We start from the raw sequence: 20412 nt of genomic DNA on the forward strand, positions 1-20412 counted from the left end.
GGCCGACGCAGGAGTTGACGCCGACGGCCGCTGCGGTTGCAGCCAGTTCAGCCGACCCGCGACTGCGGCGCGTCGCTGCGATAGTGCGCACCGATGCTGTTGCGGCGGCGGATCGCTGCAAACGCGATGGCGCGCGCTACAGCAATGCGACCGAACTCGGCCGTGCTTTGAGCCCGCGCCTCCAAGGTTTTCAACTCCTCCAGCGCGCGCTGCAGGCCGGTGCGCTCACGCACCAGGCCGGCATGGCGCCAGAGCAGATCGCGAATGCGCGTCGCTATCGCTTCGCTGACCTGCGCGTCGCTACACAGGCGCGACGCAGACAGCGGCGGCGCCGGTAGCTTCGGCGACGGCTGCAGTGCCAGGCGTCGGCCCAGCTCGCGGCCGAACACCACGCCTTCGAGCAGCGAATTGCTGGCCAGGCGATTGGCGCCATGGACGCCGCTGCAGGCCACTTCGCCGACGGCGTACAGGCCGTCGAGACTACTGCGCGCATAGGCATCCACGCGCACGCCGCCCATGTGGTAATGCTGCGCCGGCACGACCGGCATCGGCGCCACGCGCGGATCGATGCCTTCGGCCTGGCAACTGGCGAACACCGTGGGAAAGCGCTGCGGAAAATCCGCGCCGACGGCGCGGGTCGCATCCAGCCATACGGTTTCTCCGCGCTCCAGTTCCTGCCAGACCGCACGCGCCACCACGTCGCGCGGCGCCAGTTCGGCTTCGCGCGCGATGGCCGGCATGAAGCGGTGTCCGCTGCCATTGAGCAGCACTGCACCGGCACCACGCAGCGCTTCGGTCAGCAGGGGCAGCTGGCCGCTGCCGCCTGTGCGCAGCGCAGTTGGATGAAATTGAACAAATTCCATATCGGAAAATTCAGCGCCGGCACAGATAGCCAGCGCCAGCCCCGATGCATCGGCGGTATCCGGGTTGGTGCTATGCCGGTACAGCGCACCGATGCCGCCCGTGGCGAGTACCACGCTGTCGGCACGCAGGAAGTGCGTCCCGGCGGCGCCACTGACGCAGACGCCGTAGACCGTGTCACCGTGGCAGAGCAACTCTGTGACCACGGACTGTTCCAGGCACTGGATGTGCGCTGCTTCGCGCGCCCGCTGCGTCAGGGCACGCATGACCGCCGCGCCGGTGGCATCGCCCTGGGCATGTACGATGCGCGCATGCCCATGCGCGGCTTCGCGGCCCAGGGCAAACGCATCGCCGTGCCGATCGAAGGCAACACCGTTTGCCTGCAGCCAGTGCACGGCATCGGCAGCGGCGGCGGTCAGCACCTGTACCGCGCGCGCGTCGTTCATATGGCTGCCGGCGACCAGCGTATCGCGCGCATGCGCGGCGGCACTGTCGCCGGCTCCCAGTGCGGCGGCGATACCGCCCTGGGCCCAGCAGCTGGCGCCGTCGGCGCCGGCTTCGCCACGCGTCAGCAGCGCGACACGCCGCGGTGCCGCGGCCAGCGCGACCGACAGGCCGGCAATGCCCGAACCGATCACGATCACGTCGAAATGCGCAGCGGACTTGTCGGTGAAAATCGACACGGCTATGCCTGCGCGGGGCCGAATTCGTGGATGACCTCGATCAACCCGACGATATTGTCGTTGAGCTGCTCCAGTTCTTCGGCCGGTATCCACCACTCGGTGTGCTGGCGGCCGCCGACGGTCTGCAGCGGATAGCGCCGCATGAAATCTGCACGCACGAGGAAGCGCGTGACATAGCCGCTGCCACTGGCCGCCACGTTCCAGTCGCGCGCGATCTGGATCGCGTAGTCCTCGTTGGTGACCGGGTAGAAGATGGGCTGGTCCGGCAAGCGCGGCGGCCAGCGGCGAAAGCCGCTGTCGCGTACCAGCTGCAACTCCCGCGGACCGGCAGGACGATACAAGATGACGGTGTCGACCTCGCTCATCACGCCGCTTCCTTGCGCCCGAACGCCAGCATGCGCTCGACCGCCTGGCGGGCGCGCTGGGCTATCGCCGGGTCGACGTGGACCTCGTGGCGCATATGCAGCAAGGCATCGTGGATGCGCGGCAGGGTGATGCGGCGCATATGCGGACAGAGATTGCAGGGACGTGTGAATTCGATGTCGGGGAATTCCACCGACACGTTGTCGCTCATGGAGCACTCGGTGATCATCACCACGCGGCGCGGCCGGCGCTCGCTCAGGTGGCTGATCATGGCCGCGGTGGAGCCGACGAAATCGGCTTCCTGCAGCACGTCGGGCGGGCATTCCGGATGCGCCAGGATGCGCACGTTGCCATGGGCGCGGCGGTAAGAGCGCAATTCCTCGCCGGTGAAACGCTCGTGCACTTCGCAGGCGCCTTCCCACAGGATCACCTTGACCTCGGTCTTGGAAGCGACGTACTGGCCCAGGTACTTGTCTGGCAGAAAAATAACTTTGTCCACACCTAGCGATTCGACAATGTGCACCGCATTGGCCGAGGTGCAGCAGACGTCGGATTCGGCTTTTACGTCGGCCGAGGTGTTGACATAGGTGACCACTGGCACGCCGGGATATTTGGCCTTGAGCAGGCGTACATCCTGCGCGGTGATCGATTCGGCCAGGGAGCATCCGGCGGCGAGGTCGGGCATCAGCACGGTTTTTTCCGGGCAGAGGATCTTCGAGGTCTCGGCCATGAAGTGCACGCCGCACTGGAGTATGACCTTGGCCTCGGCACGGGCCGCCTGCTGCGCCAGGGCGAGGGAGTCGCCGGTCATGTCGGCGACGGTGTGGAAAATTTCCGGCGGCTGGTAGTTGTGGGCGAGGATGACGGCGTTGCGCTGCTTCTTCAGGCTGTTGATCGCGTCGATCCAGGGCAGGTGGGCCTGCCATTCCAGCTCCGGGATGACTTCGCGTACGCGTGCATACAGTGGCGCGTAGCGATCCAGCAGGGCTGGCGTGAGTTCCGGCACGACGCCGGGCAGCAGCGAGAGGGTGGCCATCTTCGTCCCTTATGCTCAGAATGAGCATATTTGAGGGCCTTATGCTAGGGATGAGCATAAGCAGCGTCAACAGCTATGGCGTAGAAATCCGCGCTGACGGCGCAATCGGTATATGCGGCAACAGAATGCGGCCCCGGCGGCATAACAGGCTCAGCCGTAAAAAACGGCGCTGTTTCTGGCCCGGCACTGCGGTGCAATCGCAGCACAAGCCGCGCGGCGCTTGCTCAGGCCGGATCGGCCAGGCCGTCCAGATCGTATTCGGCATGCAGGCGGCGCTGGGCCAGTTCTGCATCGACCTCGGCCACCAGCGGTGCGGCCTGGGTGATGTCGTGCTCGGCCACCATCACATTGACCAGGCCCAGCGCCGGCAGGTCGCCCATCGCGCCGGTCAGGTATTCGCCGCCGACATGGGCGTGGATACCGGCCGCTTCCAGCACATGGCGCACCAGGTGCGCGTCGATGATGTTTTCCGCCCGGTAGATGATGCGCATGCCGGCTCCGCCAATGTGTTGCAGTGCAATAAATGAATTGTTTACCTGGTCGCGCGCGCCCGCTCGGGCATGGCGACAGCACCATAGTGCCCTGCGCCGGGCGCTGTCACGTTTCGTCGCGGCTTTGCGATAGTTGTTCAATCTCGCCTGCGTGATCGACGCTAGCCTGCGGCCGCGTAGGCGTCAAAACGCGTATCCTCGACGACTTGCCTGCCGGAACCTGTCATGGACCTGCACCAGCACCTGCGTTTGATGGCCGATTACCACGTCTGGGCACTGGATCGCCTGTATCAGCCGATCGATACGCTCGACGACAGCGACTATTTCCGCGACTGCGGTCAATTCTTCGGCAGCATCCACGGCACGCTCAACCATCTGCTGCTGGTGGAACACCTGTGGCAGGCGCGGCTCAGGCACGAGGTTTTTCCCGCAGCCGGCCTGGACCAGCAACTGGAACCCGATCGCGACCGGCTCAAGCAGCGCCTGCGCGAATTTGCCCTGGGCTGGCGCCCCTTCGTCGACGGCATGAGCGCGGCGCAGCTGGCCGGCGATCTGGCCTACCGCAGCATGCAGGGCGATGCCTTCAAGCTGCCGTTCGCTTCGCTGGTACTGCATGTGTTCAACCATGCCACGCACCATCGCGGCCAAGCCTCGATCGGCCTGGTGCAGATGGGCCGCACGGCGCCGGTGATGGACCTGCCGTATTTCCTCAACGACTTGCCGCCGGAGCAATTGCATGGCGGCTGAGCCGGCCGCCGCCACTGGCGCGCCGCCGCGGCAGCCGGCGCCGCGCTGATGGTGATCGACAGCGCCTGGTCGCCGTTTCCCTCGCGCTATCGCTTCGACGATTCGCTGGCCCGGCGCACGCGCGAATGCCTGTTGCAACTACTGCAAAACGAGCCGGGCGCCGAAGGCGTCTGCCCGCGCGATGCGGCGCGCGCGCTGGCCAGCCGCCTGAACACGGAATGGCGCGACCTGATGCGGCCGGTGCGCCTGGTGGCGGCGGAACTCGCCCGCGAAGGCCACCTGGACATACTGCAGGACGGCAAACGTGTCGATATTCTCGACGTGCGCGGCCCGGTACGCCTGCGCTTCCGCCAGCGCTGAGCACCGCGACCGTGCCTGCGGCAGGGTAGACTTGAGGGTCCAACCTGGCACCCGGCTCCCTGCGGCCCCGATTCCATGACCAACGAAACCCCGCTGCACAATCACTTCATCCGCCAGATCGTCATCGACGACCGCGCCAACGGCAAACACGGCGGTCGCGTGGCGACGCGCTTCCCGCCAGAGCCCAACGGCTATCTGCATATTGGCCATGCCAAGTCGATCTGCCTGAATTTCGGCATGGCCCAGGAGTTCGGCGGGCGCTGCAACCTGCGCTTCGACGACACCAACCCGACCAAGGAAGACGTCGAATACGTCGAGTCGATCCAGCAGGACGTGCGCTGGCTCGGCTTCGAATGGAACGAGCTGCGCCACGCCTCCGACTATTTCGAGGTGTTCTACCAGTGCGCGGAAAAACTGGTCGGCGATGGCAAGGCCTTTGTCTGCGATCTCTCGGCCGAGGAAGTGCGCGCCTATCGCGGCACCCTGACCGAAGCCGGGCGCAACTCGCCGTTCCGCGAGCGCAGCGTGGAAGAAAACCTCGACCTGCTGCGGCGCATGCGTGCCGGCGAGTTCGCCGACGGTGCACGCACCGTGCGCGTCAAGATCGACATGGCCTCGGGAAATATCAACCTGCGCGACCCGGCCATCTACCGCATCCGCCACGTCGAGCACCAGAACACCGGCAGCGCCTGGTGTATCTATCCGATGTACGACTACGCCCACTGCATTTCCGACGCGGTGGAGGGCATCACTCATTCGCTGTGCACGCTGGAATTCGAAGACCACCGGCCGCTGTACGAGTGGTTCCTGCGTGAGATCGACCTGCCCAACCACCCGCAGCTGGCCGCGACGCTGGCCGAACGCGGTCTGGCTGCGCCGCTGGGCACGCCCCAGCAGATCGAGTTCTCGCGCCTGAACCTCGATTACACCGTGATGAGCAAGCGCAAGCTGATGACCCTGGTCGAGGAAAACCTGGTCGAAGGCTGGGACGATCCGCGCATGCCGACCCTGTCCGGCGTGCGCCGCCGCGGCTTTCCGCCGGCAGCGATACGCCAGCTGTGCGAGCGCGTCGGCGTGACCAAGCAGAACAGCGTGATCGAGTTTTCCGTGCTGGAAGGCTGCGTACGCGAAGAGCTGGATGCGTCGGCCGCGCGCCGCCTCGCCGTGATCGATCCGCTCAAGCTGGTGCTGACCAACCTGCCCGAGGGGCATGCGGAAACCCTGGTGTTTTCCAATCACCCGAAGAACGAAGCCTTCGGCACGCGCCAGGTGCCGTTCGGGCGCGAGCTGTGGATAGAGCGGGAAGATTTCATGGAAGTGCCGCCCAAGGGCTTCCATCGCCTGGTGCCCGGCGGCGAAGTGCGTCTGCGCGGCGTTGGCATCGTCAAGTGCGAATCGCTGCAGAAAGACGCCGACGGCCACGTGCTCGCGCTGCAGTGCACGCTGGACCTGGACACCCGTCCGGGCCTGCCCGGCGCCGAGCGCAAGATCAAGGGCACCATCCACTGGGTCAGCGCGACGCATGCGGTGGCGGCGGAAATCCGCCTGTACGACCGCCTGTTCAGCGTGGCCGACCCGGACGACGACAGCGATGGCAAGACCTACCGGGACCACCTCAACCGGGCTTCGCGACGCGTCGTACAGGGCTGGCTGGAGCCGGCCGCGGCCGCGGTGCCGGCGGAAACGGCGCTGCAGTTCGAACGCCTGGGCTTTTTCGTCGCCGACCGCCACGACCACGCCGCCGACAGGCCGGTCTTCAACCGCGCCGTCACCTTGCGCGACTCCTGGGCCAAGGCCGGCAAGGCCTGAATGACACCACCGGCAGCGGCAACGACCGCTGCCGGTGACACGCAGGCGCCCTTTGCAACCCGTTCGTGCCGGAGACACCGCATGCTGTACGCCCAAGTCCACCTGACCCTGCCCGCCTGGATCCACAGCGAAATCGACCAGGAAGCGCGCTATGAAACCGACGAGCAGCGGGTCGCCCTGGCCATCCAGCTGGCCCGGCGCAATGTCGAGCTGGATACCGGCGGCCCGTTCGGCGCCGCGGTGTTCGACGGCAACGGCCGCCTGATCGCCGCGGGCGTCAACCGTGTGGTGCAGCACAACTGCTCGGTGGCACATGCAGAGATGATGGCGTTCATGACTGCCCAGGCCCGCACCCAGCGCTATCGCCTCAACGAAGACGGTCAGCGCTATGCGCTGGCCACCAGCGCGCAGCCCTGCTGCCAGTGCTACGGCGCGAGCGTCTGGGCCGGCATCGACGAACTGCTGATCGGTGCGCGCAGCGAAGACGTGGAAGAACTGACCGAATTCGACGAAGGCCCGCTGCCGGCGGACTGGGTCGGCGAACTGCAGCGCCGCGGCGTGCAGGTGCGCCGCGACATCCTGCGCGAGGAAGCGCGCGCCGTGCTGGCCGCCTACAGCGCGCGCGGCGGACTGATGTACTGATGAACACTCCCATCACCAGCGCCCCTTTCGCCAGTGGCGTGGTGGTGTATTGCCGGGCCGGTTTCGAATCCGAAGCGGCACAGGAACTCGATGCCGTCGCCGCCCAGGCCGGCGTGATCGGCTTCGCCCGCACCGAGCGCAATTCCGGTTTCGCCGAATTCGTGCTGGCACAGCAGGGCGCGCCCGATGCGCTGCAGCGCCTGCTCGGCTGGTCGCGCCTGAGCTTCGCGCGCCAGTCGCTGGCGGTGATCGGCCAGTTCAAGGGCCTGCCGCGGGAAGACCGCCTGACCCCGCTGCTGGCAACCCTGCCGGCCGGCTTCCGCGTCGGCGACGTCTGGGTGGAAACGCCCGACAGCGACGCGTCGAAGCCACTTTCTGCATTTTGCCGCAGTTTCAACAATGCCTTCGTACAGGCGCTCAAGCGCGACGGCGCCATGGACCCAGGCAGCCCCTGGCGCCTGCATGCGCTGTTTCCCTCGGGCGAACGCTGCCTGCTCGGCCTGGCCCTGATCGACCACGCCGCGCCCTGGCACCAGGGCATACCTCGGCTGAAATTTCCCCGCGAAGCGCCCAGCCGCTCCACCCTGAAGCTGGACGAGGCCTTCCAGGTGCTGCTGAGCAAGAGCGAACGCGAACGCTGGTTCAAGCCCGGCATGAGCGCCGTCGACCTGGGCGCCGCGCCGGGCGGCTGGACCTGGCAGCTGGTGCGCCGCGGCCTGCACGTGACCGCGGTGGACAACGGCCCGATGGAAGAACACCTGATGGCCTCGGGCCTGGTCGTGCACAAGCGCGAAGACGGCTTCCGCTACCAGCCGCGCCAACGCGTGGAATGGATGGTCTGCGACATGGTGGAACAGCCGCGCCGGGTGGCCGAGCGCATGGCCGAATGGCTGGCCATGGGCTGGTGCAAACGCTGCGTGTTCAATCTCAAGCTGCCGATGAAGAAGCGCTATGCGGAAGTACAGCAGGCCTTCGCCCAGATGCAGGACAGCGCCGCGGCGCAGGGCCGCGAGATCGAGATCCGCGCCAAGCAGCTCTACCACGACCGCGAAGAGATCACCGTTTTCGCGCAGGAGCGCTGAACGGCTGCACGCGTATGCCGCCGTCCCGGTACGGCAGCAGGACATTGCTCTCGACCCCGCCGCCAGCCGCATCGACCACGGTCAGCTGGGCGTCGAAAACGATTTCGCCACCGCTGACGGCCGGACCGCGCTCGCGTCGCTGCGCCAGCACCACCTTGCCGTCAGTAACGGCCATACCGCCGCGCAGGCGGACCAGACCGTTCCGCCACGACCACGTCGCCGCCCGGCAGACGTACCAGCCTTTCGCCGCGGTAGTAGTTCGCCGACGAGCCGGAAAAGGCGTCCACGTAGTACTGCGTAGTACTGCCCGGCGTTGAAGCGCCAGTCCGGCAGATAGTCTTGCGCCGGCGCTGCCGCAGAGATTGCCCGTAGCGCAACGATCGAAAGCCATCCTGTCAGGGCATTCATCGGCAACTCCTGTCGGTGGCCGTCACTGGCCTACGAGGGGGACACGCGATTCGCCGCAGGCAGAGGACATGCCACCACGAATGCCTTCGCCCCGGACCAGGCCCGGACCAGGCCCGGCCGATCCGTGCAGATCGCCTGCCCAGCCGTGCCCGCCAAGCAACTTGCCCGGCCCGGCCCACCGCAATCCGCGCCAGGACTCGCCTCGGCAGCTGGCACAGCGCTTGCGCTGCATTGTCCAGCTACCAAGGAGCCATCCATGCTCAGCCACTACGCGATCGAGCTGCACCGCCCCATCACGCCGGGCGATCCCACCCCGCAACCGCCGGGCCAGCCCGCGCCGATACCCGAACAGGCACCGCCGCCGGTCACCGAGCCACCGCCGGTACGCGCTTCGGCCTGGGGCTGCAGCCGCCAGATCGTCGAAGGCTATGACCGCCAACCGCGCTGGAGCTGACCGCCATGACCATGCTGCGTCTGCAGTTGACCGGCAATGACGAGGTCGCCAACGAACTGATCAACCTGCTGTCGGCCATCGAAGGCGTCGAACACGTGGAAGAGATCGGCGACCTGATGCCGCATATGGACGACGACGATTCCAGCTCGGCCGGCCTGCCCGACGATGCGGCGCCGGGCTTTCACCATATCGAGGTGCGCGTGCCCAATCCGCTGGCGCAGGAACGCGTGCGCAGCGTGGCCGAGGCGCTCACCCGCGACCGCGGCGTAGCCATCGAATACGACGAAGATTTCTGAAGCGGAAAACCGCAAACGCAGACACGGGCCGGAAAGGCCCGTGGTCGGCGAACAGGAGGTCGTTGGGGATGTCGCGCCCGATGCGGGGGTTATGCACGAGGCGCGGCACGACGAGCTGCTGGCCAGACGAGGAAAACAGCGACGGCGGCCGGCAAGGCCGCCGTCGCTGTTTTGTCAGGACGGATTGACCCGCGCGCCGCTGCTGTCGCTGCCGTAATGCGGCGAGCCAGCCGGCGTGGAGAGATCCTGCATGAGCAGGCGCAGGCCGGAATGGCAGCGCGTGCGCAGCGCATCGCCATTGGCGACTTCCGGCGTATGCGGCTTGATCAGCCAGTCGAATACGACCGGGCCGAAAGTCAGCAGCAACATCTGCGCCGGGCGCCAGTGATGTTCGGCATCGCGGCGCAGGATGCCGGCGCGGTACATGCGTGCGAGCGTGGCATCCATCAGTTCCAGCAGCCTTTCCATCAGGCTGCGGTCGGTAATCGCGACCTGGTCGAACACCGCGCGGCGGATATACGAGCGCACTTCCGGCCGCGTCGCGATGACTTCGCCCAGCGCGGCGGCCATGCGCGCGGCCACTTCGTCGACCGAGCGCATGGTGGTGGCCAGTACCGAATCGATGGCCTGCTCGAAGCTGGCCAGTACGGCCTGGTCTACCGCGCGCTTGAGCAGATCCTTGCTGTTGAAATGATGGGTAACCAGCGACAGCGACACCTGTGCCCGCGCCGCAATCTGGCGCAGCGAGGTGTTGGCATAGCCGCGCACGGCGAACAGGTGCAGGGCCGCATTGCGAATACGTGCCTTGCCGGTCAGATCGGAAATCTTTTCGCTTGCACTCACGACGTGAATCCCCCGAACTTGCACCGGCTACACCGCCGGCGCCCATGTCAGGTTCAACGCAGCCGGGCACCTTCCCCCCTACCTCGTTTTCAATAAAAGAAACAAACGTATGCGTATGGAAGAATGCTTTGCCCGGTTGCGGCCAGGCGGTAGATTCCGGCCTTGGCATTGGACCGTACCGGCCTAACCCGCGTACCCTCCGCCGTTGACGCCAGACTAGCCCCATGACCCGCGACGAGCCGACCCTAGCGCTGTTTTCAGCAACGCCGAGAACGGCGTTGTTCGATCGCTTCGTGATGGAGCAGCGCCAGGCCTTGCTGGGTTTTCTCGGCCGCCTCAATGCCAACCAGGCCGACGCCGAGGACATTGCCCAGGAAAGCTTCCTGAGCCTGGTGCGCTACCGCGATCAGGAACCGGTAGAGTCCTGGCGGCCGCTGCTGTTCCGTATCGCCCTGAATGCCTGGAACGACCGTCGCCGGCGCCAGCATACGCGGTCGGATCTGACCTGGCTGAGCCTGCAGGAAGTTGGTACGGAACAGGTACCTTCGTCCGATGTACCGCATGACAAGCGTATTTCCGATCAGCAGGAGCTGGCCTTGATCCGCGATACCATTTTGCAATTGCCCCAGCGCTGCCGGCAGGTCTACCTGCTCAATCGCATCGAAGGGATGAGCTACAGCGAAATTGCCCGGCATTGCGGTATCTCGGTAAAAGCGGTGGAAAAACATATAGCTAAAGCACTGGTGACCCTGCGCGAACGTGTCGCCCGGGCCGACATGTCTACAGGAGAGGCGACATGAGGTCGTCATCGATGCACGCCGAGGAGATGGCCATGGACACTGCCGAAGCCTGGGTCGCGCGCCTGGCCTCGCCCGATTTCAACCAGCGCGACCGGGTCGAATTCGAAGCCTGGTGCGCCGGCAGCAATGAACACCTGCAGGCCTACGTGCAAGCCGACCGGCTGCACGAGCGCGTGCGCGAGCTGGCCACCGATCCGCTGATTGCCGCGGCGGCACGCGCGGCGCGGCGCAATCCGGTACATGCCCAGCTGCGCTGGATGGCCATGGCCGCCAGCCTGGCCGCCGTCGCCCTGGTCGGCCTGTGGCAGTGGAATGCCCGCGGCGAACAGCGCTTCGGCACCCGTGTCGGTGAGCAGCGCGAGATCGTTCTCGGCGACGGCACCCGGGCGATGCTCGATACCGACAGCGAGATCAGCGTCAGCCTGGGGGCGCAGCGCGAGCTGCGCCTGCAGCGCGGCCGGGTCGAGCTGGACATTGCCAAGGCCGAACAACCCTTCGTCGCCTTCGCCGGCAACGGCACCATCCACGACATCGGTACGCGCTTCCAGCTGGCCCGCCACGGCGATCGCGTCGAGGTGCTGCTGCTGGAAGGCGAGGTATCGGTACAGACTGCCGCCTCGACTGCCCCCGCCGTGCTCAAGCCCGGCATGCTCGCGCGCTACGACGCCAGCGGTGAAATCCGCAGCGGCGTCGCCGACATCGAGGCGGCCCAGGGCTGGACCCGCGGCGAGCTGGTGTTCAAGCACCGACCGCTGGGCGAGCTGATCGCCGAAATGAACCGCTATTCGCCGACCCAGCTGCGCCTGGGCGAAGGCCGCCTGGAGGCCATTGCCGTCAGCGGGCTGTTCCATGCCGGCGACCAGGAAGCGTTGATCAAGGCCCTGGAAAGCGGCTGGTCGCTAAAGGCCGAGCGAGTTACCCCTACCGACGTCGTACTGCACGCCGCGCAACTTCACTAGGCTGATGAAGCGCCCACGCCCCGGCCGCGGCTACGGCATGGGAATAGCGCTGAGCGCGCTATGGGCGCTGCTGCCTGCGGCAACCACCAAGGCCGACGCCACGACGGCAACGACGCTCACCGTGCGCATCGAGGCCGGACCGCTGGACCAGGCGCTGACCGCGTTCGCACGCCAGAGCGGCCTGCAGATCCTGTTCGACAGCAACGTCCTGGCCAACCGCCACAGCACGGCCATCTCTGCCCAGCTGGAACCGGAAGAGGCTCTGCGCCGGCTGCTGGCCGGCAGCGGCTTCTATGCCGAGGCCGTCGCCCCGTCCACCTACGTACTCAAGCGCGAAGCCGCCCCGCCGAAGACGGCGACGGCAACGACCAAGGCATTGCCCGAGGAAGACACGGACGCCTCGCATCTGCCGCCGGTACAGGTGCTGGGTTCGCTGATGCGCCGCGGCAACTGGCAGACCGCCGCGCCGATCAGCGTGATCACCCGCGAGCAGATCGACCGCAGCGGCATGCGCAGCCTGTTCGACCTGCTGCGCGTGCAGCCGAGCATCGACGTCACCTCGCGCGCCGAACTGATGGCCTCGCAGCCGATCGTGAACTATCTGTACGGCGGCGCTGCCGGCGCGGCCACCCTGGGGATGCGCGGCCTCGGTGCGCGCGCCACCCTGATCCTGCTCGACGGCCGCCGCATCGCCGGCTACGGCCTGACCCAGTCGGGCTCCGGCCTGGTGGTCGACGTCAACGACATTCCGCTGGACCTGGTCGAGCGCATCGAAATCCTGCGCGACGGCGCCTCGGCGATGTACGGCGCCGACGCCATCGGCGGCGTGATCAACATCGTGCTGCGCCAGTCCTTCGACGGACGCCAGCTGGCGCTGAACTATGGCGTCTCCGGCCGCGGCGACACGCGCCGCGTCGGTACTGCCGCAACCCTGGGCGGCCAGGTCGGCGCGGCCAGCGTTTTCCTGCATGCGCAATCGTTCCAGCGCGATCCGCTGCTGGGCAACCAGCGCGACTGGTATACCCGCGACCTCAGCCACAAGGGCCTGTACGACCTGCGTACGCTGTATTCCTTTCCCGGCAACTACGCCTATCTGGACGAAAAAGGCCAGGTGCAGATACGCCCCATGCCGGGCTGCACCGAACTGGCCGACGACGGGCTGTGCCTGCTCGATGAAGCAAAATATACAACGCTGCAGACCCGGCAGAAGGGAAATTCCCTGCTCGCCCGCCTGACCCGCCCGGCCGGCGACACGGCCGAGCTGTATGCCGACCTGCGCCTGTCGCGCCTGGACCAGGCGCAGCAGGCGGCACCGATCGGCTTCGGCTTCAATCTGCCAGCGGGCTTTCCCGGCAATCCCGCACCGGGGCCGGCGATGCTGTTCTATTCCTTCAACGACGTCGGCCCGGTGCGGGAAAACACTCGCTCGCGCACGCATGCGCTGAACCTCGGCATGCGCGGGCGTGACGACCGCTACGAATGGAACCTGGCCTTTTCCGTACAGGGCAATTCCGTCGACGACCGCATCGACGGCTTCCTCAATACCAGCGACCTGCTGCGCCGGATCAACGACGGCAGCTATCGCCTGGGCGGGCCGAACCCGGCCGCGACCATCGCCGCGATCTCGCCGCCACTGCACCGCCAGGGCCGCACCCGGCAGTTTGCCCTGGCCGCCGACGGCAGCGGCCAGCTGGCGCAATGGCCGTCCGGTCCGCTGCAACTCTCGCTGGGGCTGGAACTGCGCCACCTCGCCGTACTGGATGTACCCGACCCGCTGCTGCGTTCGGATGACCGCCCGTTCGGCGAACGCAGCTACGTGCAGCGCACCAGCAACAATGTACTGGCCAGCTATGCCGAACTGCAGTTGCCGCTGAGCCAGCGCTTCAGCGCCGAACTGGGCATGCGGCTGGACCACAGTGCAGCAACGGGTTCGGCCTTCTCGCCCAAGCTCGGCCTGCGCTGGCGCGCCAGCGACGTCTGGCTGCTGCATGCCACGGCCGCCCGCGGCCACCGTCCACCGAGCGAACTGGAACTGCAGCAGCCCATGCAACTGAGCGAACTGCGCCCGCTGAACGTGCCGCAGGCCCTGCTGCCCTGCAGCCAGCCCTCGCCGACCAACGACAGCAATTGCACGCTGGAAATCATCAGCCGCAACAACCTTTCCCTGCGGGCGGAAAATTCGCGCAGCTTCGCCCTGGGCACGACCATCGCCGGCGGCGAGCGCTGGCGCCTGAGCCTGGACTGGATACAGATCGCCCGCGACAACGAAATCACGCCACTGCCGATCACCTACGCCCTGCAGAACCCGGAGCAGTTCCCCAACCTGCTGCGGTACGACGACAAAGGCCAGCTCAGCGGACTCAATGTAGGCTTGGTCAATCTCGGCCGCACGCATACGCGCAGTCTCGACGGCTCGCTGCAATGGTCGGTATGGGACGGCGCGGCCGGCAGCCTGTCGGCGCATGTCGACGTGACCTACCTGGAGCGGCGCGACGTGCGTGTCGCCCCGGGAGCATCGACGACGGCATTCGCCGGCTACGACTCCAGCCCGCGCCTGCGCGGCCGCGCAGGACTGGACTGGACGCGCGCAGCCTGGACGGCCAGCGCAAACGCGAACTATGTCGGGTCTTATCGCAATGCGACCTTTGCCGGCGATACCGAGTCGTGCGTAGACCTGCAATCGCGCCCGCGCTACTGCACGACGCCGCAGTTCGCCACGGTCGACCTGGTGCTGGGCTATGCCAGCCCGCGGCGCTGGAACGCGCGCCTGAGCATCATCAACGCGCTGGACCACAAGCCCGTTTACTACGGCGCAAATGCTGCAAATTATAACGACGCGTTCGACGATCCGGTCGGACGCTATTTCAGCGTCGACCTCAGCTACCGCTTCTGAAAACAGCCATGCAGTACACCGCCCGGCCAGGCCGGACGCGCGCCTGCTGTTTTTGCTGGATAGCATTATTCCATTAATTGGAAAAGCGGATAGGTACAGGCTCCCTGGCCCGTGCAGGCTACCGGTCACGTTCTGCAGCGCGTACCAACGCAGCACGATGACTGCTACGGCACGCCAGCGGCCGTTGCCGGAATGCGGCTGCCGCCGCAAGAAAAAGGCCCGCAAAAGCGGGCCTTTTCCTCATGCGCAGAACGCGCCGGTCAGCGTCGTGCCACGACGCGCCGCTGCTGCAGGCCGATCGTGCCCAGGCCGAGCAGGATGAGCAACAGGGTGAACCAGTTGCTCGCCGGCACCGGCACCGGCGGCGTCAGCACCACCGCAACCTGGGTGGTCTGGCTGCCGCTGTTGTTGCCTGGGTTCGGGTCCGGCGTGGTGCTGGTCGCCGTGGCGGTATTGACGATCTGCAACGCCGTCGCGGTTGCCCGCACCGTGTAGTTCACCGTCACTGCAACACTCTGCCCCACCGCCAGATTGCCCAGGCTGCAGGGGAAGCCAGCGGCGCAGGGCGCGCTGGCGGACACGTACTGCAGGCCAGCCGGCGTCGGGTCGTCCAGCATCACAGCCTGGGCGACCGACGGGCCGTTGTTGCGCACCGTGACGACGTAGGCCACCGACTGCAGCGACGTTGCCGTGGCCGGGCCGGTCTTGCCTACCGCCACATCGGCGGTATCGCCCAGGGGCGTGGCCACCGAGCTGCTGGAGTTGGAACCGTTCGGATCCGGCGTGCTGCTGCTCACCGTCACAGTGTTGACGATGCTGCTGCCGGCAAAGCCCGGATCGACCGCGTATACGACGCTAAATGTCACCGTTGCGCCATTGGCCAGCGTGCCCAGGCTGCAGGGGAAGCCTGCCGCACAGGGCGCCGTCGAGGACACATAGCTCAGCCCCGGCGGTGTCGGATCGATCAGCTGCACATCGGCCGCATCCGAAGGACCGGCATTGGTCACCGTGAAGTCGTAGACGACAGGCTGGCCGCGTTCGGCCGTGGCCGGGCCGACCTTAACCACGCCGATGTCGGCCTGCGGATCGCGCACATTGCTGTCGATGGCCGTATGCGGCAGCGGGTCGGACGGATCGGTCGCGGTAACCGAGTTGACCAGCGGATTCGCCGTCATGTTCGCCGCAAACGCCACCGGCACGCTGTAGCTCAGGCGATTGGCCGCACCGGCTGCGAGGCTGGCCGCCGTCACGCCGAAGCTGCTGCCGCCGGCCGTGCCGCTGATGCTGCCGCAGCTGCCGCTGCCGCTGACCACGCAGGTCGGCGTGCCGGTCAGGGTCACGCCGGCCGGCAGCGGATCGCTCAGCGCGATCGCATTGGCATTCGACGGGCCGCCGTTGGCCACTTCGATCACGTAGACGGCATTGCCACCGGGCACGTAGGTGGTCGCGCCATCATCCTTGGTCACGGTCAGGCCGGTGGCGGCGAGCAAGGTATTGCTGTCGCTCGCCGTCGCACCGTTGGAACCCGGTGCCGTGGCGGTGACCGTATTCAGCAGCGGATTTGCCGTGACATTGGCCGCAATCGCCACCGGCAGGGAGTAGCTCAGCAGATTGCCCGCACCCGCGGCGACGCTGGCGTTGGCCACGCTGAAGCTGCTGCCGCCCGTAGCACCGGCGATGCTGCCGCAGCTGGCCGTACCGCTGGCCACGCAGCTGGGTACTGCCGTCAGCGTGACACCGGCCGGCAGCGGATCGCTCAGCGCAATGCCGTTCGCATTCGAAGGACCGCTGTTGCCCAGCGTGATCACATACACCGCGCTGCCGCCCGGCGTATACGTGGCGCTGTTGTCCGTCTTGGTCAGCACCAGGCCGACCTGGCCGGCCGGCGTATTGCTGTCGCTGGCACTGGCGCTGGGGCTGGCGGGATCGGACACGGTCACCGTGTTGACCAGCGGATTGGCGGCCAGACTCGCCGCGAAACGCACCGGCACCGAGTAACTGAGCTGGTTGCCCGCGCCGGCGGCGACGCTGGCATTGGCCACGCTGAAGCTGGTGCCGCCGAGCGCACCGCTGATCGTGCCGCAGCTGGCGCTGCCGGCGGCGACGCAGCTGGGCGTGGCTTCCAGCGTCACGCCGGGCGGCAGCGGATCGCTGACGCTGACGGCGTTGGCATCGGTCAGGCCGGTATTGCTCACCACGATGGTGTAGACCGCGGTACCGCCCGGCACATAGGTCGCGCTGCCGTCGGTCTTGCTCACCTGGAGGCTGCCCGCACCGACGCGCGTATTGCTGTCGCTGCCGCTGACCGGCGGCGCGCCGCTGGAGTCGCTGGCAGTGGCCGTATTCACGAGCGGATTCACGGTCAGGCTGGAAGCAAACTGCACCGGCACGCTCAGGCGCAGCACATTGGCCGCACCGGCCGGAAGCGTGGCTGCACTGAGGCCGGCATTGCTGCCACCGACCGTGCCGTTGACCGTGCCGCAGACCGCCGCACCGCTGGGCTGGCACGTCGGCAGCGCGGCCAGGGTGACACCGGCCGGCAGGCTGTCGGCCACGCTCACACCGGTCGCATCCGACGGACCGGCATTGCGCACCGTGATCACATAGGTGGCCGTGCCGCCCGGGGTGTAGCTGCTGGCGCCGTCGTCCTTGCCGATGCTCAGCGCGGTGACGAAATTCACGGCGTTGTTGTCGGTGGCGGTACGCGGCGTCGGATCGGCGCTGTCGCTGACGCTGACCGTATTCGCCAGCGGGTTGGCGGTAAGGTCGGCGGCGAAGTTCACCGGCAGGCTCAAGGTCAGCGCATTGCCCGCACCGGCGGCGATGGCAGCGCCGCTGAGGCTCACGCTGGCCGCACCGGCCGCACCGGTCAGGCTGCCGCAGCTGGCGGCACCGCTGGCAACGCAGGTCGCCGCAGCAGACAAGGTAACCCCGGCCGGCAGCGGATCGCTGAGGCTGACTCCGCTGGCGTTGCTCGGGCCGGCATTGGTCACGACGACGGTATAGGTCGCGCTGCCGCCCGGCGTATACGTGGCCGAACCGTCGGTCTTGGTGACATTGAGTCCGGTCAGCGCGGTAAGGCTGTCGGTATCGCTGCCACTGGCGCCGTCGGGGTCGCTGGGGTCGGTCGCCGTCGCAACATTCACCAGGGGATTGGTGGACAGACTCGCCGCGAACGTGACCGGCAAGGTGAACACCAGCGCATTGCCGGCACCGGCGGCGATGCTGCCGTTGCTGCTGCTGAACGAGCTTGCCGTGTTGCTGAGCGTGCCGCAGCTGGCCAGGCCCGTGGCCGAGCAACTGGCCGGGGCAGTCAGGCTGACGCCCGCGGGCAGGCCGTCGCTGACCGCGACCGCATGCGCATCGGACGGTCCGGCATTGGTCACCGTCACCGAATAAGTGCCGTTGGTGCCCGGCGTATAGCTGAGCATGCCGTCGGTCTTGGCGACGTTGAGCGCCACGGTCGCAGCGATGTTGTTGCTGTCGCTTGCGTTGTGCGGGCCGGTCGGATCCTGCGGGTCGCTGGCGGTCGCCGTATTGACGAGCGGATCGGTGACCAGGCTGGCGGCAAACGTGACCGGCAGGCTATAGGCCAGGCTGTTGCCGGCACCCGCGCTGATGCGGGCACCGCTCACGCTGAAGCTGCTGCCGCCGGCGGCACCGGTAATGCTGCCGCAGAGGGCCGTGCCGCTGACGGCGCAGGTCGGCGTGCCGCTCAGCGTGACGCCGGCCGGCAGCGTGTCGCTGACACTGATTGCATTCGCATCCGACGGGCCGCTGTTCTGCAGCGTGACCACATAGGTCGCGCTGCCGCCCGGTACGTACGTGGCGCTGCTGTCGGTCTTGGCGATGGACAGGCCCGAGGTCGCCACCAGGGTGTCGATATCGACGCCGCTGGCACCGTCCGGATCGGCCGGGTCGGTGGCCGTGGCCACGTTCTGCAGCGGATTCGTGCTGAGGTTCGACGCGAACGCGACCGGCAGGGTGAACACCAGCGCGTTGCCTGCGCCGGCACCGATGGCGCCGCCGCTGCTGCTGAAACTGCTGGCGGTGCTGCTGACGCTACCGCAGGCGGCAATGCCGTTGGCTACGCAGGTCGGCGTACCGGTCAGCGTGACACCGGCCGGCAGGCTGTCGCTGACGCCCACATTGTGCGCATCCGAAGGACCGGCATTGCTCACCGTGATGACGTAGCTGGCCGTGGTGCCCGGCGTATAGGTCGCGCTGTTGTCGGTCTTGACCACGGCGAGATCGGACACGGCTGCCAGGGTGTCGGTATCCGACGCGCTGTGCGGGCCGGCCGGATCGCTGGGCGCCTGTACCGTTGCGGTGTTGGTGAGGCTGGCCGCGGCCAGGGCGGAATCGAAACTCACCGGCAGGCTGTAGCTCAGGCTGTCGCCCCCTGCCGCACCGACACTGGCGCCGCTGACGCTGAAGCTGCCCGTGCCGACCACACCGGTCAGGCTGCCGCAGCTGGCCGTGCCGCTGCTGGTACAGGTCGGCGTGCCGGACAAGGTGACGCCGCTGGGCAGGGTGTCGCTCAGCGCTACCGCCGTCGCGGCCGACGGCCCGGCATTGGTCACCAGCAGCACGTAGGTTGCGGTGCTGCCCGGCGTATACGTTGTTGCATTGTCCGTTTTGCTGATGGACAGGCTGCTCAGCGCATTCACCTGGGTCGTGGTCGAGCTGGAGTTGTTGCCCGGCGTCGGATCGGTCGTACCTGGCGGTGCCGTCACGGTCGCGGTGTTGTTCAGCGTCGTCGCGGCCGCAGGCGCAGTGCCCGTGATCGTGATCGTGACGCTGCCGCCATTGGGCAGGGTCGGTACCGTGCCGCTGACCGCATTGCCGGCAACGGTCGGCGCTGCGCAGACCGCACCGCCCGTGGGCAGCGTGCACGTCGCAGCAACGCCGGTGATGCCCGCCGGTACGTTGTCCGCATAGCTCGCATTGTTCGCGGCATCCGCACCGGCATTGCTGACCAGCAACGAATAGCTGATCGCGCCATTCGCCGCGATCACGGCCGGACCAGTCTTCGCGATGCGCACATCGGCACTCGGTGCCGTGACGACGACGGTCACCGTCGCGTTATCGCAGATGGTCGGATTCGCCTGCGAGCAGATGCGGTAGACGATGGTGTAGCTGTTGGCCGGCGTGCCCGGCGCAACCGCAACGATGCCCGTGGCCGGGTCGAGCGTCACGCCTGCATTCGAGGCCGGCGTGACGATGCCAATTGTCACGTTGCCGATGGTTGCCGCAGCGCCATTGAGCGAGTCATTGCCGAGCACATTGCCGACATTCGCGTTGCCGCTGTTGCCGTTGATGGGACCATAGCTGTCGTCGTCGGCCACGATCAGCACGACCGGTGTCGTGGTCGAACTGGAGTTGTTGCCCGGCGTCGGATCGGTCGTACCTGGCGGTGCCGTTACGGTCGCCGTGTTGTTCAGCGTCGTCGCACTCGCAGGCGCAGTGCCGGTAATCGTGATCGTGACGCTGCCGCCATTGGGCAGGGTCGGTACCGTGCCGCTGACCGCATTGCCGGCAACGGTCGGCGCTGCGCAGAGCGCACCGCCCGTGGGCAGCGTGCACGTCGCAGCAACGCCGGTGATGCCGGCGGGTACGTTGTCCGCATAGCTCGCGTTGTTCGCGGCATCCGGACCGGTGTTGCTGACCAGCAACGAATAGCTG

At 67.1% G+C, this 20412-nt stretch carries 17 protein-coding genes; 10 read left to right on the forward strand and 7 right to left on the reverse strand.

Annotated elements, in window-relative coordinates:
- Window positions 1-47: 47 nt before the first annotated feature.
- The 4 genes from DFR29_RS01275 to DFR29_RS01290 all read right to left on the reverse strand — a co-directional run bounded on the left by DFR29_RS01275 (window position 48) and on the right by DFR29_RS01290 (window position 3434).
- On the reverse strand, window positions 48-1544 hold the full coding sequence (locus DFR29_RS01275; protein WP_243745920.1) for an L-aspartate oxidase: 1497 nt from the start codon (window positions 1542-1544) through the stop codon (window positions 48-50).
- Window positions 1545-1546: 2 nt separating this feature from the next.
- Window positions 1547-1909, reverse strand: coding sequence for an ADP-ribosylation/crystallin J1 (locus DFR29_RS01280; protein WP_133816744.1), 363 nt, complete (start codon window positions 1907-1909; stop codon window positions 1547-1549).
- Complete coding sequence (gene nadA / locus DFR29_RS01285; protein WP_133816745.1) at window positions 1909-2943, reverse strand: quinolinate synthase NadA; 1035 nt, start codon at window positions 2941-2943, stop codon at window positions 1909-1911. Before nadA ends, DFR29_RS01280 begins: the two co-directional genes overlap by 1 nt.
- A 224-nt stretch (window positions 2944-3167) precedes the next feature.
- Window positions 3168-3434, reverse strand: a complete 267-nt coding sequence (locus DFR29_RS01290) for a putative signal transducing protein (protein WP_133816746.1) — start codon at window positions 3432-3434, stop codon at window positions 3168-3170.
- A 225-nt stretch (window positions 3435-3659) separates the two neighbouring features.
- Between DFR29_RS01290 and DFR29_RS01295 the strand changes: the two genes are divergently transcribed.
- From DFR29_RS01295 to rlmM, 5 genes are all read left to right on the forward strand, one after another.
- Window positions 3660-4181, forward strand: a complete 522-nt coding sequence (locus DFR29_RS01295; RefSeq protein ID WP_133816747.1) for a DinB family protein — start codon at window positions 3660-3662, stop codon at window positions 4179-4181.
- Between the two features lie 48 nt (window positions 4182-4229).
- A complete protein-coding gene (locus DFR29_RS01300) occupies window positions 4230-4541 on the forward strand; it encodes a DUF3253 domain-containing protein (RefSeq protein WP_133816748.1) in 312 nt (103 codons plus the stop codon).
- 75 nt (window positions 4542-4616) lie between these two features.
- Window positions 4617-6350, forward strand: a complete 1734-nt coding sequence (locus DFR29_RS01305; RefSeq protein ID WP_133816749.1) for a glutamine--tRNA ligase/YqeY domain fusion protein — start codon at window positions 4617-4619, stop codon at window positions 6348-6350.
- Window positions 6351-6431: 81 nt separating this feature from the next.
- On the forward strand, window positions 6432-6992 hold the full coding sequence (locus DFR29_RS01310; protein ID WP_133816750.1) for a nucleoside deaminase: 561 nt from the start codon (window positions 6432-6434) through the stop codon (window positions 6990-6992).
- Window positions 6992-8074 (forward strand): 23S rRNA (cytidine(2498)-2'-O)-methyltransferase RlmM, encoded by a 1083-nt coding sequence (gene rlmM / locus DFR29_RS01315; protein WP_133816751.1) that lies wholly within the window; start codon window positions 6992-6994, stop codon window positions 8072-8074. Before DFR29_RS01310 ends, rlmM begins: the two co-directional genes overlap by 1 nt.
- Here rlmM and DFR29_RS01320 read toward each other — a convergent pair.
- The gene (locus DFR29_RS01320; protein ID WP_133816752.1) at window positions 8049-8249 is read right to left on the reverse strand and encodes a hypothetical protein; all 201 of its coding nucleotides are present in this window, start codon (window positions 8247-8249) and stop codon (window positions 8049-8051) included. The genes rlmM and DFR29_RS01320 overlap by 26 nt on opposite strands.
- Window positions 8250-8738: 489 nt before the next feature.
- Here DFR29_RS01320 and DFR29_RS01325 point away from each other — a divergent pair, with 489 nt between their 5' ends.
- Together DFR29_RS01325 and DFR29_RS01330 are read left to right on the forward strand one after the other, a co-directional pair.
- Entirely contained in the window at window positions 8739-8936 is a 198-nt protein-coding gene (locus DFR29_RS01325) for a hypothetical protein (RefSeq protein WP_133816753.1), read from the forward strand.
- 5 nt (window positions 8937-8941) lie between these two features.
- On the forward strand, window positions 8942-9232 hold the full coding sequence (locus DFR29_RS01330) for a hypothetical protein (protein WP_133816754.1): 291 nt from the start codon (window positions 8942-8944) through the stop codon (window positions 9230-9232).
- A gap of 174 nt (window positions 9233-9406) precedes the next feature.
- On the opposite strand, the gene DFR29_RS01335 is transcribed toward DFR29_RS01330, so the two are convergent.
- Window positions 9407-10075 (reverse strand): TetR/AcrR family transcriptional regulator, encoded by a 669-nt coding sequence (locus tag DFR29_RS01335; RefSeq protein WP_166653800.1) that lies wholly within the window; start codon window positions 10073-10075, stop codon window positions 9407-9409.
- Between the two features lie 224 nt (window positions 10076-10299).
- Here DFR29_RS01335 and DFR29_RS01340 point away from each other — a divergent pair, with 224 nt between their 5' ends.
- The 3 genes from DFR29_RS01340 to DFR29_RS01350 are packed head-to-tail and all read left to right on the forward strand — an operon-like array spanning window position 10300 to window position 14727.
- Window positions 10300-10875: an RNA polymerase sigma factor gene (locus DFR29_RS01340; RefSeq protein ID WP_243745921.1), complete on the forward strand. Its 576-nt coding sequence runs from the start codon at window positions 10300-10302 to the stop codon at window positions 10873-10875.
- Between the two features lie 32 nt (window positions 10876-10907).
- Window positions 10908-11834 (forward strand): FecR family protein, encoded by a 927-nt coding sequence (locus tag DFR29_RS01345; RefSeq protein ID WP_166653801.1) that lies wholly within the window; start codon window positions 10908-10910, stop codon window positions 11832-11834.
- A 4-nt stretch (window positions 11835-11838) separates the two neighbouring features.
- A complete protein-coding gene (locus tag DFR29_RS01350) occupies window positions 11839-14727 on the forward strand; it encodes a TonB-dependent receptor (RefSeq protein ID WP_133816757.1) in 2889 nt (962 codons plus the stop codon).
- 260 nt (window positions 14728-14987) lie between these two features.
- On the opposite strand, the gene DFR29_RS28910 is transcribed toward DFR29_RS01350, so the two are convergent.
- On the reverse strand, window positions 14988-20412 hold a 5425-nt coding region (locus DFR29_RS28910), incomplete at its 5' end, for a beta strand repeat-containing protein (protein ID WP_166653802.1).

Source organism: Tahibacter aquaticus, assembly GCF_004363655.1.
GTDB classification, from domain to species: Bacteria; Pseudomonadota; Gammaproteobacteria; order Xanthomonadales; family Rhodanobacteraceae; genus Tahibacter; species Tahibacter aquaticus.